We start from the raw sequence: 13740 nt of genomic DNA on the forward strand, positions 1-13740 counted from the left end.
AAATTATTAGTAAAACTTAGGTAGTTAATAGTTTGTTCTTTATGTCCTCATAAAAAAATGCGGATTTTCCTCTGGTGTGTTTTCTTTTGCTAACTTAGCACTAACTGTAAACGAATACACTAACAATAGTTATGAAAAAAAGCATTGCTCTAATTGTTATTTCACTCATAGTTTGTCAGGTCATTTTTTCACAAAACGAAGCACTTTTCAGTAGGCTTCGAGCAATACATAACAGTGGAACAACATTTTATAATGTTGATGGAATAGATTTTACTAAAGAAACAATTTCTTCTGATTTCAACACTAAAAATCTCAAAAAAGCTTACCGAAAAAACAAAATCAAAAAAGAGGATGTAAAAGAAATTGACAAGGAATTAAATTTTGAAAACTACAGAGTTGTCAAACGAGAACAGTTTGATAATGGGTTGATTTCAGTTAGCATAAATTATTTCGTTAAGAATAAAAACAATCGGATTTCTGTTTTTTGGTTTAGTTATTATGATAAAAATAATCCTGAGTTTGAAAGAAAAATGATTGAATTGATTTTAAATGACAAAATACCTAAAAGTTGTTTTAGCTCTTTAAAAACAGAAAAAATCAATTTTGCGGGTAGAGAAATTGAATTAGGAGGAAATTGCAATTGGATGAATATTAATAACATCCAGTGTCCATATTACGGACAAATGAATTGGTCTGTACATAAAACTAAACAAAGTGCTGAATTATCAATAGAAAATCAATTAAAAGCAACTAAAATAAAAAATGGCGGAAAAGTGCTTTCTGAGGAAGAAGTTGAGATTGTATTTGAAGACGTAAAAACAAAAGCAAAAAAAGTCTTGTATGATTTTACAGGAGTTACCTCTCTTTTGGCATCTATGTCTGGTGGAAAAAATTTGACTATTTATTATGTCTCAGAAAAAATACGAGACAATTATGTAAGCTGTGTATTGAGTTTTTGGAATAATGATAACATTAACCCAAGCGGATTACCACCGTTATTGGAAGAAGTTATGAGTATTGATAATGACTAACTATGAATAATTACTTACTAGAACTCTGCATACTCGAAAAATTCCATATATTTTTCTTGTTTATTTTCTTTTCACTAACTTAAATAACTATAAATAAACACGTTATACACCATTTTAAAAGACCAAAAACACAAATGATAAGAGGACTTTACGAAACACACTTATTTGTTGAAAATCTTGAGCGCTCAATCGATTTTTATAAAAATACTCTCAAACTAAAACAATGCCGTTTCAATAATGAACGTAGAACATCTTTTTTCTGGATTGGAGAGGATAAAAAATTTATGTTAGGATTATGGGAAAAACCTAAAGAAGAAATTGATATTAGACATTTTGCATTTGAGTGCGAGCCAGATTGGATTCAAAACGAATCAGTGAATTTTTTAAAATCCCATAATATTAAATACTGGAATTTTTTGAATGATGGAAATGAAGGACCTATGGTTTTTGTTTGGGTGCCAGCTATATCAATATATTTTAATGATCCTGATGGACATGAACTTGAATTTATTGGAATTTTAAATGGCAAATCTAAATCTGATAACGAAAAAAGAGTAGTTACTTACAAAGAATGGTTAACAATAAAAGATGAATAATATTATACATGAATTTTTACTCTAAAAACTATATGTAAAAACTAAGTAAAAAATTAAATAAATAAAATGAGATGGATTAGACTTTTAATGGCAATGTTAAGTGCAAAGTTTAAGAAAAAGCTAATTGGCACTGAAACGGTTTCTAAATCATTTAGAGTTTGGATTACAGATATAGATGTTTCAGTTATGAATCATGCGGCTATAATGACCGTTTTAGAAACTGGTCGTATAGATTTAATGGTAAGGTCAAACTTTTTTAAAGTAGCCTCTAAAAACAAATGGTTTTTTCCGAGTCAAGCTATCAGTATTCAGTTTTACAGGCCACTCAAAATATTTCAAAAAGCACAAATATTAACTCGGATTTCATATGTAGATGAAAAGTGGATTTACGTAGAGCAAAAAATTGAAAGAAAAGGTAAAATTATAGCTGCTTGTATAGTCAAAAATACAATCAAAAAAGGGAGAGAAACAATTCCAACCTCTGAAATAATGAAAGCCCTTAAAATTGAAAAAGTGCCCACGTTTAAATATGATTTAATTAAAACATGCGAACTAGAAAATATTCAAATGAATGAAAAATTAGTTGATAAATGGGATAGTTAAAACCTATACGTTTCTTGAGGCATTAGGTGTTATATATAACACTAGTTGACAACCTCTCCATACAAATCAAAGTCTTCAGCTTCAATAATTTTAACGGTAGTATATTCACCTGTTTTTAAATAGGTTTTAGTAGCATCAATTAAAACTTCATTATCTACATCCGGAGAATCAAATTCTGTTCTTCCAATAAAATAATTACCTTCTTTTCTATCAATAACCACTTTAAACTCCTGCCCTATTTTTTGCTGGTTTAATTCCCAAGAAATCTGAGATTGAATTTCCATAATTTGGTTGGCTCTTTCAATTTTAACATCCTCAGGGACATCGTCTTCCAAATTATAAGCATGAGTATTTTCCTCATGAGAATAAGTAAAACAACCTAGGCGCTCAAAACGCATATCAGTAACCCATTGTTTTAATTCTTGGAAGTTTTCTTCAGTTTCTCCAGGATAACCAACAATTAGCGTCGTTCTTATAGTCATTTCAGGAACCGCTTCTCTAAACTGACTAATTAACTTGGTTGTTTTTTCTTTTGTAGTACCACGACGCATACTTTTCAAAATAGAATCTGATATATGCTGTAATGGGATATCTAAATAATTACAAATTTTAGGTTCTCGCTTCATAACATCTAAAACATCCAAAGGAAATCCTGTTGGAAACGCGTAATGCAATCTAATCCACTCAACGCCTTCTACTTTTACTAAAGCTTCAAGTAATTCTGCTAGGTTTCTTTTTTTATATAAATCGAGTCCGTAATAGGTTAAATCTTGAGCAATAAGAATGAGTTCTTTAACACCATTTGCGGCTAATTTTTCAGCTTCAATAACAATCTCTTCAATAGGAGTACTTCTGTGCTTTCCTCGCATGATTGGAATGGCACAAAACGAACACGGTCTATCACAACCCTCAGCAATTTTTAAATACGCATAGTTTTTTGGTGTGGTGGTTAAACGTTCGCCTATAAGTTCGTGTTTATAATCTGCACCTAAAGCTTTTAATAATCCTGGTAATTCAGTGGTACCAAAATATTCATCAACATTTGGAATTTCTTTTACTAAATCTGGTTTATAACGCTCACTTAAACATCCTGTAACAAATACTTTATCTACTTCCCCATCATTCTTTTTCTGAACGTATTCTAAAATGGTATTCACACTTTCTTCTTTGGCATTATTTATAAAACCACAAGTGTTAATGACTACAATATTGCCTTCCTCTTCGTGTGCTACATCTTTCCCATTGGCTTTTAATTGCCCCATCAACACTTCGCTATCGTAAACATTTTTACTACAACCAAGAGTTACAACATTTATCTTGTTTTTCTTAAGAGTTTTTGTACGCATACCATCTATAAATCAGGGCGCAAAGATACAACTTAATTAAACCTTTTATATATTTGAGTGTCCAAATTTGAAAAACCTAACTTATGAAAAAGCTAACTTATTTATTACTTGTTACTATAATTCCCCTATTAAGTTGCTCTTCTGATGACTCGACTGAAGAAGTAGTCCCCATTCCAAACACCTCTTATTTCCCACCTTTAAATTCTGATACTTGGGAAACAACTTCCATTTCAGATTTGGGATGGAATGTAAATGAATTGCAACTGTTATTAAATTTTCTTGAAGACAAAAACACCAAGAGTTTTATAATACTCCAAGATGGAAAGATTGCTGTAGAAGCTTATATGAATGGACACGATTCTGAAAAATCTTGGTATTGGGCAAGTGCCGGAAAAACATTAACTACTACTATTGCTGGTATTGCACAGGAAGAAGGTTTTATCAATATAAACAACAAAGTTTCTGATTATTTAGGAACAGGTTGGACGAGTGCGACCATAGAAAAAGAAAACTTAATTACTTGCAAAAATTTATTGTCTATGGACTCTGGTTTGGATGATAGTTTAGGTGATAACGTTTCAAAAGAAAATCTTCAATATAAAGCTGATTCAGGTTCTCGTTGGGCTTACCACAATGTATATGTAAAAATGCAAGATGTTATTTCTGAAGCTACAAATATGACCTGGAGCAACTACTTTAACTCTAAGCTAAAAAATAAAATAGGAATGACTGGTGCTTGGATTAATAATAATGACTTTAGTGTGTATTGGAGCAATACTAGAAGTATGGCACGTTTTGGTTTAATGATTTCTGCTAAAGGAAAATGGGAAGACACTCAAATAGTTTCTGAAGCTTTTTTAAATGAAGCTACAAATACCTCACAAAATATTAATCAAGCTTATGGGTATTTATGGTGGCTTAATGGGAAATCAAGCTATCATTTACCAGCTAGTCAACTTGAATTTAATGGCAAGTTAGTCCCGAATGCTCCAGATGACATGTATGCTGCTTTAGGAAAGAACGATCAGAAAATCTACGTTGTACCTAGTAAAAATTTAGTGATTATTAGAATGGGAAATTCAGCTGATTTAGAAAATTTCGCATTATCGTCTTTTGATAATGATTTGTGGGAGAAAATTAATGCGCTTATTGATTAATTTCGTTCTTCAAAAGGAATAATTATCCCTTTTTCTAAATAATTTTTTAAGCCATTTAAAAGCATTGCCCAACAAAAAGATGAGTGTTTAAAATGATGATTAGCTTCTAGCCAGTTTACATGACTAAATTTTAGCATGGTTCCATCTTCTATAGACTCTAAATCGAAACCAAAAGTTGTAGGGTTCCAATCTTTATCTGATTTGGTCATTTTTAAATGAAAGGTTCTGTTTAGTTCTACTTTTGAAACTTTACAATACCAATTGTATTCATCAGTAAAGTTCAGATTGTATTCTGAGTCTAGTTTTGGTGTCCCTGAAGATTTTAATGTCCACCAATTATTAAGATGCTCTGGTTGAGATACGGCATCAAAAACTTCATTAACTGAAGCTTTAATTTTAAGATTATGGTAAATATTATAACTCATGATTTTATAAATCTACGAATTATTGACCACAAGGGTTAAACAAAAGTTTTTCTAAATTTATTTAAATGATTTCTGCCTTTGTAGGAATGACAAATTATTTAAAAAAGGAATCTACAAACTCATACTTATTAAAAACTTGAAGGTCTTCAATACCCTCTCCCACACCAATGTATTTTACAGGTATTTGAAATTGATCTGAAATACCTATAACAACACCACCTTTAGCTGTTCCATCTAGTTTAGTTACAGCCAAAGAAGTTACTTCGGTTGCTGCTGTAAATTGTTTAGCTTGCTCAAATGCATTTTGACCTGTTGAGCCATCTAAAACTAACAAAACATCATGTGGAGCATCGCCAACTACTTTTTGCATCACACGTTTTACCTTAGTAAGCTCGTTCATTAAGTTTATTTTGTTGTGTAAACGACCAGCTGTATCTATAATAATAACATCGGCGTCTTGGTTTACTCCAGATTCTAAAGCATCAAAAGCTACAGATGCTGGATCACTTCCCATATCTTGACGTACCATGGGTACATCTACACGATCTGCCCAAACTTGAAGTTGATCTATGGCTGCTGCTCTAAACGTATCAGCTGCCCCTAAAACGACTTTTAAACCTTGCTTTTTAAATTGATAGGCTAGTTTTCCAATGGTTGTTGTTTTTCCAACTCCATTTACCCCAACTACCATAAGTACATAAGGTGTTTTAGTTCCGTTTTCTTGTTTTGGTAATTCTGGGATAGTGTATTCGGTTTCCTCTCCAGAATTGGTTTCGCTTAAAAGTGCAGCAATCTCCTCACGAAGGATTTGATTCAATTCATCAGTTCCTAAATATTTGTCTTTTGAAACACGCTCTTCTATACGCTCAATAACTTTTAATGTGGTATTTACGCCTACATCACTGGTTACTAAAACTTCTTCAAGGTTATCTAAAACTTCATCGTCTACTTTAGATTTTCCAGCTACTGCCTTACTTAGCTTACCAAAAAAACTGGACTTTGACTTTTCTAGTCCTTTATCTAGGGTTTCCTTTTTTTCTGAGGAAAATATTTTTTTTAAAAAACTCATTTTAATTCTTGGTTGGGTTTTTAATTTTAACTCTACTTTGCGTTAAGGATTATGGCCGTTCGTCTATCCCTCGATAGTCTTAACCTTTTGCCTTTGCAAAAGATACAGCAAAAAGCCCGACCATTGTGGTAACGTCAAAATTTAATAGTCAATTATCTTACCATTTTGAACAACCTGTTATTATGGCAGATAAATATAAAATAAAAAAAGCCGCTTTCAGAAGAAAGCAGCTTATAATATCTTTAGAACGAAACTTTTTATTTATTTAAAAAGTCATTTACTTGATCTGGACTCATGATAGATTCAACAAACATGTAAGCTCCTGTTTTTGGAGACTTTACCATTTTTATTGCTTTTGTTAATCTTTTAGATCCTGTTTGTAATGATGCTACTGATTTCTTTGCCATGACCTATACTTTATAAGGTTATTTTGAGATTTCTATAAAACCTCTAATTTGAATTATTTGAGATTTCTATAAATCTCTAATTATTATTTAATTTCTTTATGAACTGTCATACGCTTAAGGATAGGATTAAATTTTTTAATCTCCATTCTATCTGGCGTATTCTTTTTGTTTTTTGTTGTAATGTATCTTGAAGTTCCTGGTTGTCCAGTAGCTTTGTGCTCTGTGCACTCTAAGATTACTTGTATTCTATTACCTTTCTTTGCCATGTCTTATACTTTTAAATACAGCTATTATTTTAAAAATCCTTTAGATTTTGCTTCCTTAATTGCTGCAGATATACCTATTTTGTTGATAGTTTTTAAAGCAGATGTAGAAACTTTTAAAGTTATCCAGCTATCTTCTTCTGGAATGTAAAAACGTTTCTTAACTAAATTCGCGTGAAATTTGCGTTTAGTTTTGTTCATCGCATGAGACACGTTGTTACCAACCATTGCCTTTTTCCCTGTAAGTTCACAAACTCTTGACATTCTATATAACTTTAAATTCTTTGTTGCTTAAAATCGAGGTGCAAATATATAAAATCTTATTATTATGACAACCTAAATTTTATCAATTTTTAAAAATTTCTTTTTGCAACATTTCTAGGGCTTTATTTACGGCCTTCTGTATAACTTTTAGCCTTGAATTTCCGAAGTTAAATTCCTGCGAATAAACGTCATTATTATTAGCAATAGCAATATGTACCGTACCAACCTCTGCATCAGAATCGCCTTTTGTAGGTCCTGCATTTCCGGTAGTTGCCACAGCGTAATCTGACTGAAATAATTGTTGTGCATTTTTTGCCATAGCCTCTACCACTTGAGAACTTACTACGGAATGCGCATCAATATCAGCTTTTGAGATGTTTAAAACATTAATTTTTGACTCGGTTGCATAGGTTACTAGTCCGCCTTTAAAAAATGCTGATGCTCCAGAATGTGATGTAAAACGCTCTGCAACAGCACCACCTGTACAACTTTCGGCAATTGCCAGAGTGCTTCCTAATTTGGTAAGTTGTTTAGCTATAACAACTTCTACTGAGCCTTCTTCGTCTTCTAAACCAGCGTACTCTTCTTCTATTAAAGGGATTACTTTATCTATTTGATCTTGTACTTCTTGTCTTAATTTTACTTCATCAAAGCCTTTAGTAGATAATCGTAAGCGCATTTTACCTAAATTGGGCAAATATGCTAACTTAATGTGTTTTGGTAATGCGTCTTCCCAAGCCTCTATCCTATCTGCCAAAGCACTCTCTCCCAAACCATAAACTATCATAGTTTTATGTAATATAAATGGGAAATTATATTTATCTTTTAATTGTGGCACCACCTGATACTCAATTAAAGCCTTCATCTCATAAGGTACACCAGGTAACGAAATAAAAACTTTATCGCCTTTCTCAATCCACATACCTGGGGCAGTTCCTAATTTATTCATTAAAGGTTTTGACTTTGAAGGAATCAAAGCCTGATCTTTATTTACTTGAAGTAGTTTTGTTCTAATATGCTGCTTCCAAATGTGTTCTATGTTTTCTAAAACAGCATCGTTTTTAACTAAAATATCGTTAAAATATTCCGCAATCGTTTTTTTGGTAATATCGTCTTTAGTTGGCCCTAAACCACCTGTACAAATAATAATATCTACACGGTTTTCAGCATCTTCTAAAGCTTGAAGAATATGTTGTTTATCATCTTGAATGGAAGTGATTTGATAAACAGAAACACCAATTTTATTAAGTTGTTTAGCAATAAATGCAGAATTTGTATCTACAACTTGCCCAATAAGAAGTTCGTCACCTATAGTGATGATTTCTGCTAACATTACAAACCAAAATCTGACTTAATCTCTGCGGTAGCATTCTCTACAGCAGCGATAACAATATTAAAAGATTCGGTAATATCCATATCCGTTTTCGTGAATTTACCCCAATCTTGAACCTCAATTAAATCTTGAAGTACGCCCAATTCAAACAAATCAATGGTTGGTTTCATTTTATGAGCCGCTTGGTAAGCCTCGTTATAATCCTTTTCAGCAACTGCTTTTTTTAAACGCTCAGCATCCTCAGGCACTTCTTCTATAAAAGTGGCAGCCAAAGCCATAACAAAATCCTCATCGTTATCTGCTAACTCACGTACTCTAAATAATTTATAATGTTGTTCCATTTTACTTAACTGTTATTGAAAACATTTCTCTGTCTTCTATAAATCCTTTTAATTTATCGTTAGCAATAACTTTGCCAACTCCTGCCGGTGTGCCTGTAAATATAATATCTCCAATCTTTAAAGTAAAATATTTCGACACATATTCTATTAATTCATCAATTTTCCAAAGCATATGGCTTGTATTTCCGTTTTGCACAATATCACCGTTCTTTTTTAACAAAAACGCAATATTATCAATATTTTCCAATTCACTTTTATCAATCCACTTCCCTATTACTGCTGCTCCATCAAAGGCTTTAGCTTTCTCCCAGGGCAATCCTTTAGCTTTTAATTCACTTTGCAAATCACGTGCTGTAAAGTCAATTCCAAGCCCTAACTCATTATAATATTTATGCGCAAATTTTTTATCAATATGCTTCCCTACTCTATTAATTTTTACCAAAACCTCAACCTCATAATGCACATCATCCGAAAAATCTGGAATAAAAAACGGTTGCTTTTTTAACAAAATAGACGTGTCAGGTTTTAAAAATACTACTGGATCAGTCGGTTTTTCGTTTTGCAATTCTTTTATATGTTCGGTGTAATTCCTACCGATGCAAATCAATTTCATGTACTGTTAATTTTTTTTGGGCGTTACCACAAGGGTCGGGCTTTATGTTACTAGTCCTCGCACCTCTCCCGATAGCTATCGGGATCAGGCTGTGGGCTATCCACTTCAATCCCTAACGCAACCTTCTGTCAAAGCCTGTGACTGAGACTGAAAACTGCGACTCGATTTAACCCAACTTATTATTAAAACTTCTCAATTTAATAGCAGTCAAAACCTTTTTGGTGTAAAGCGGAAAATCAGCATTTAGTAACCATCCAAAGTATCCAGGTTCTTTCTCTAAAACCTCCGTTACTAATTTTCCTTTATGTTTCCCAAAAGAAAAACACTCTACACCTTCTTTATTATAAGATATAAAACCTGCAAAATCAGCAAACTTTCTACGCGAGCTAAATTCTGCTAAAAATTTAGTGTCGTTTTCCAAGTCTTCGTATTTATCTAATTGTGCTTTTAAAACCTCATAAGTGGCTTTTGTATCAGCCTCAGCGCTATGTGCATTATCTAAACTTTCATCACAATAAAACTTGTAAGCTGCACTTAGCGTGCGTTGTTCCATTTTATGAAAAATAGTCTGCACATCAACTGCTACTCTACTTTTCATGTCAAAATCTATATCTGCACGTAACATTTCTTCTGCCAATAGCGGAATATCAAAACGGTTAGAATTAAACCCTCCTAAATCAGAATCTTTAATCATATTATGTATATCTTTTGCTAACTCTTTAAATGTAGGTTCATTAGCTACTTTTTCATTAGTAATACCATGAATTTCTATCACCTCTTTCGGAATAGTCATTTCTGGGTTTACCAACCATGTTTTACTCTCTTCAGTACCATTAGGAAATACTTTTAATACTGAAATTTCAACAATTCTGTCGTGAGTTATATTAATTCCTGTTGTTTCTAAATCAAAAAAACAGATGGGTTTTGTTAGGTTTAATTGCATTAACTTATATTGATTGTTACAATGTTATTTCACAAAAATAAAAAACCCAACCGTTTTAAGGTCAGGTTTTAAATATTGTTTCTATTTAATTTTTATATTTCTCTATTTATATCCCAAGCCTCAAGATAATCAGTAACAGCTTTTACAAACTGCCCACCTAAAGCACCATTAACCACTCGATGATCATATGAATGTGATAAAAACATTTTATAACGAATACCAATAAAATCGCCATCAGGTGTTTCAATTACTGCAGGTACTTTTCTAATAGCACCAAGTGCTAAAATTCCAACTTGTGGTTGGTTTATTATAGGTGTTCCCATTATGCTTCCAAAAGTCCCCACGTTAGTAACGGTGTATGTCCCGCCTTGTGTATCATCTGGTTTTAGTTTACCAATTCTTGCTCGATTAGCCAAATCGTTAACTTGCTTAGTCATTCCAACCAAGTTAAGTTGGTCTGCATTTTTTATAACTGGTACAATTAAATTTCCATCTGGCAAAGCCGCAGCCATACCCAAATTAATATTTTTCTTTTTGACTATAGTATTCCCTTGCAAAGAGATGTTCATCATCGGGAAATCACGTAACGCTTTTGCAATAGCCTCCATGAAAATTGGTGTGAATGTTAAGTTTTCACCTTCGCGCTTCATGAATTCTGCTTTAACTTTCTTTCTCCAATTCCAAATATTGGTAACATCGGCTTCAATAAAACTTTGTACATGTGCTGAAGTTTGAACAGACTCAACCATATGATGGGCAATCAATTTGCCCATTCTGGTCATTTCTATAATTTCATCTTCACCACTTGAAACCACAACTGGCTTTTCAACTTTAGAAGTCTCAACTGTTTTTGTTGGCGCAACAGGTGTTTCCAACTTAGTTGCAACAGGTTGTTGTTTATTGTCTTTATTTTTAATGTAATTTAAAATATCGTTTTTAGTAACACGTCCGTCTTTACCTGTACCAAAAACGCCATCAAGTTCTGCTTGTGAAATACCTTCAGCTTTGGCTATATTTTTAACTAATGGTGAGTAAAAACGCTCTCCACTAGAAACTACAGGAGTAACTATCTCTTTAGCTTGAGTTATAGTTTGTTCTAATTCTTGAACCGTTTCATTTTTAGTTTCCTCAACTTCAATGGTAGCAGTTTCTGTTGAATCATTACTTGAATCATCATCACCTTCAGTTTCTATAATTGCTAAAACTTGCCCTACTTGAACCACATCATCAACGTTAAAAAAACGCTCTATCAACACACCATCAACCTCACTAGGCACCTCGCTATCAACTTTATCTGTAGCAATCTCTAAAACAGGATCATCCATTTCAATAGTATCGCCAACGTCTTTCAACCAAGATGTAATAGTTGCCTCTGCAACGCTTTCTCCCATTTTTGGTAATTTCAGCTCAAACTTTGCCATATCAATAATGTAACACTTGTTTTTTAAAATTATTTTGCAAAATTAATAAAAATATTGCTATTTTATTTTATTATTCACAATAAACTAATCAAATTTTATAACCTCACCTCTACTTACAGCATCATCACTTCCAATAGCAAAATTGGATTTTCTAGGTAAAATTTTAAAAGTCACCGAAGCATCTAGGTGATTAGTTTCCATAAATTTAATAATGTTTTTATAACTAAACACATTTGCATCAAAAATAACTTCTGATTCTTTTTCTATATTTTTTATGTCTGATTGCAAAACAACTTTTTTATCAATAACATTTTCTAAACGTTTATTCATATCGTCAGAAATAAAAATATATTTATTAACTGATTTAATCTTTTTTGTATGTTTTTTTCTGAAAAAGTAAACAAATCGGATACCTCCCCAAACAAATAGATCAAAAAACAGATTCTTCTTAAAATGCTTTTTGTAAAAAATTTGCATTGCGCCATAAAAGCGACGTGCATAATTTTTATCTCTAAGAGTACTTTCTCCTTTAAAATGAACTATTGTTGTCTCTCCAAAATAATAATTATTATAACCTTGTTTTAATGATTTATAAGATATATCAATATCCTCACCATACATAAAGTAATCTTCATCAAAACCATTTATATTATTATAGACCTCTTTTTTTAAAAACATAAAAGCACCAACTAATATATCAACTTCTCCAACAGCGCCTTCCTTTAAATTGTTAGCATAATAATCCTCTGAATTCCCTATTAGTTTTTTAAAAGCAGTATTTATGTAAGGAATCTTTCTTTTGCTTTCTGGTAAAAAATCACCTCTACCGTCTATTAGTTTACATCCAACAATACCAAGTTTTTCTTTATTTTCAGAAAACTCTAATAGTTTTAAAAATGTATCTTCAGCAACAACGGTATCAGGATTTAAAATGCATAAATACTCACCTTTAGCTTGTAAAACACCTATATTATTTCCTTTGGAAAATCCTGAATTCTCTTTGTTTTCTATCAGTTTAACTTCGGGAAAAAGGCTTTTAACCATCTGGCAACTCCCATCTTCAGAACTATTATCAACAACAATAATTTCAGCATCAATATTTGAAATTGCAGCTTCAACACTTCTTAGACATAATTCTAAGAAATATTGAACATTATAATTTAATATAACTACTGATAGTTTCAAATTTTGTGTTTTAAAGTTTTATGGAAGATTCAAACGGAATCCTATTAGTAATACTTCTGCCCAAAGTAATTTCATCTGCATACTCCAATTCGTCACCAACTGAAATCCCTCTAGCAATAGTTGAAGTTGTTATATTGCAATCTTTAATTTGCTTGTAAATGTAAAAGTTTGTTGTATCCCCTTCCATAGTTGAACTTAAAGCAAAAATAAGTTCTGAAACGTGTCCCGCTTTAACTTTATGTACTAATGACTCAATATTCAAATCGTGCGGACCAATACCATCCATAGGAGATATTTTACCTCCTAACACATGATACAACCCTCTAAAAGAGCTTGTGTTTTCTATAGCCATAACATCTCTAACATCTTCAACCACACAAATTATTGTTTCATTCCGTTTTGGGTTTGAACAAATTTCACACAGCTCAACATCACTTATATTATGGCAAGATTTACAAAACTTCACTTCATTTCGCATGCTTTGTAATGCTTCAGACAATGCCAAAGTTTGCTCTTTTGGTTGTCTTAACATATACAATACTAAACGCAATGCGGTACGCTTACCAATTCCTGGTAATTGCGACATCTCATTAACAGCGCGCTCCAATAATTTTGAAGAAAATTCCATAGTCTGCGAAATTACTATTTAGACACGAATTTCACTAATTTAAAGTTATCCTTTTAAAATACCTATTCCATTTGGCATTTGGTTTCTATTATTTGTACTTTCAAACCTTAAAAAT

At 32.1% G+C, this 13740-nt stretch carries 17 protein-coding genes; 4 read left to right on the top strand and 13 right to left on the bottom strand.

The genetic code is table 11. The features are described from left to right. Positions 1-131: 131 nt before the first annotated feature. From DIS18_RS11415 to DIS18_RS11425, 3 genes are all read left to right on the top strand, one after another. Positions 132-1031, top strand: a complete 900-nt coding sequence (locus DIS18_RS11415; RefSeq protein ID WP_109353183.1) for a hypothetical protein — start codon at positions 132-134, stop codon at positions 1029-1031. A 134-nt stretch (positions 1032-1165) separates the two neighbouring features. Further along, positions 1166-1627, top strand: coding sequence for a VOC family protein (locus tag DIS18_RS11420; protein ID WP_109353184.1), 462 nt, complete (start codon positions 1166-1168; stop codon positions 1625-1627). A gap of 66 nt (positions 1628-1693) precedes the next feature. Continuing rightward, positions 1694-2230, top strand: a complete 537-nt coding sequence (locus DIS18_RS11425; RefSeq protein WP_109353185.1) for an acyl-CoA thioesterase — start codon at positions 1694-1696, stop codon at positions 2228-2230. 41 nt (positions 2231-2271) lie between these two features. Here DIS18_RS11425 and rimO read toward each other — a convergent pair whose 3' ends face one another. Continuing rightward, the gene (gene rimO / locus DIS18_RS11430; protein WP_109353186.1) at positions 2272-3576 is read right to left on the bottom strand and encodes a 30S ribosomal protein S12 methylthiotransferase RimO; all 1305 of its coding nucleotides are present in this window, start codon (positions 3574-3576) and stop codon (positions 2272-2274) included. Positions 3577-3659: 83 nt separating this feature from the next. Here rimO and DIS18_RS11435 point away from each other — a divergent pair, with 83 nt between their 5' ends. Next, positions 3660-4733, top strand: a complete 1074-nt coding sequence (locus DIS18_RS11435) for a serine hydrolase domain-containing protein (RefSeq protein WP_109353187.1) — start codon at positions 3660-3662, stop codon at positions 4731-4733. Here DIS18_RS11435 and DIS18_RS11440 read toward each other — a convergent pair. From DIS18_RS11440 to recR, 12 genes are all read right to left on the bottom strand, one after another. Next, positions 4730-5158, bottom strand: a complete 429-nt coding sequence (locus tag DIS18_RS11440) for an SRPBCC family protein (RefSeq protein ID WP_109353188.1) — start codon at positions 5156-5158, stop codon at positions 4730-4732. The two genes, DIS18_RS11435 and DIS18_RS11440, sit on opposite strands and share 4 nt — an antisense overlap. 94 nt (positions 5159-5252) lie before the next feature. Then, on the bottom strand, positions 5253-6227 hold the full coding sequence (gene ftsY, locus DIS18_RS11445) for a signal recognition particle-docking protein FtsY (RefSeq protein WP_109353189.1): 975 nt from the start codon (positions 6225-6227) through the stop codon (positions 5253-5255). Between the two features lie 257 nt (positions 6228-6484). Continuing rightward, the gene (locus tag DIS18_RS11450; RefSeq protein ID WP_109353190.1) at positions 6485-6634 is read right to left on the bottom strand and encodes a DUF4295 domain-containing protein; all 150 of its coding nucleotides are present in this window, start codon (positions 6632-6634) and stop codon (positions 6485-6487) included. Between the two features lie 83 nt (positions 6635-6717). Continuing rightward, positions 6718-6900 (bottom strand): 50S ribosomal protein L33, encoded by a 183-nt coding sequence (gene rpmG / locus DIS18_RS11455; protein WP_109353191.1) that lies wholly within the window; start codon positions 6898-6900, stop codon positions 6718-6720. 24 nt (positions 6901-6924) lie between these two features. Further along, positions 6925-7161 (bottom strand): 50S ribosomal protein L28, encoded by a 237-nt coding sequence (gene rpmB / locus DIS18_RS11460; RefSeq protein ID WP_109353192.1) that lies wholly within the window; start codon positions 7159-7161, stop codon positions 6925-6927. Positions 7162-7243: 82 nt separating this feature from the next. Next, entirely contained in the window at positions 7244-8494 is a 1251-nt protein-coding gene (locus DIS18_RS11465; RefSeq protein WP_109353193.1) for a competence/damage-inducible protein A, read from the bottom strand. Continuing rightward, on the bottom strand, positions 8494-8835 hold the full coding sequence (locus DIS18_RS11470; protein ID WP_109353194.1) for an Hpt domain-containing protein: 342 nt from the start codon (positions 8833-8835) through the stop codon (positions 8494-8496). Before DIS18_RS11470 ends, DIS18_RS11465 begins: the two co-directional genes overlap by 1 nt. A gap of 1 nt (position 8836) precedes the next feature. Beyond that, entirely contained in the window at positions 8837-9448 is a 612-nt protein-coding gene (locus DIS18_RS11475) for a fumarylacetoacetate hydrolase family protein (RefSeq protein WP_109353195.1), read from the bottom strand. Between the two features lie 166 nt (positions 9449-9614). Beyond that, the gene (locus DIS18_RS11480) at positions 9615-10391 is read right to left on the bottom strand and encodes a 3'-5' exonuclease (protein ID WP_109353196.1); all 777 of its coding nucleotides are present in this window, start codon (positions 10389-10391) and stop codon (positions 9615-9617) included. Positions 10392-10483: 92 nt separating this feature from the next. Further along, positions 10484-11812, bottom strand: a complete 1329-nt coding sequence (locus DIS18_RS11485) for a dihydrolipoamide acetyltransferase family protein (RefSeq protein WP_109353197.1) — start codon at positions 11810-11812, stop codon at positions 10484-10486. Positions 11813-11896: 84 nt separating this feature from the next. Continuing rightward, positions 11897-12997 (bottom strand): glycosyltransferase family 2 protein, encoded by a 1101-nt coding sequence (locus DIS18_RS11490; RefSeq protein WP_109353198.1) that lies wholly within the window; start codon positions 12995-12997, stop codon positions 11897-11899. A 10-nt stretch (positions 12998-13007) separates the two neighbouring features. Then, positions 13008-13625, bottom strand: a complete 618-nt coding sequence (gene recR, locus DIS18_RS11495; protein ID WP_109353199.1) for a recombination mediator RecR — start codon at positions 13623-13625, stop codon at positions 13008-13010. Positions 13626-13740 lie beyond the last annotated feature (115 nt).

It is taken from the genome of Algibacter marinivivus (genome assembly GCF_003143755.1).
Classification (GTDB): domain Bacteria; phylum Bacteroidota; class Bacteroidia; order Flavobacteriales; family Flavobacteriaceae; genus Algibacter_B; species Algibacter_B marinivivus.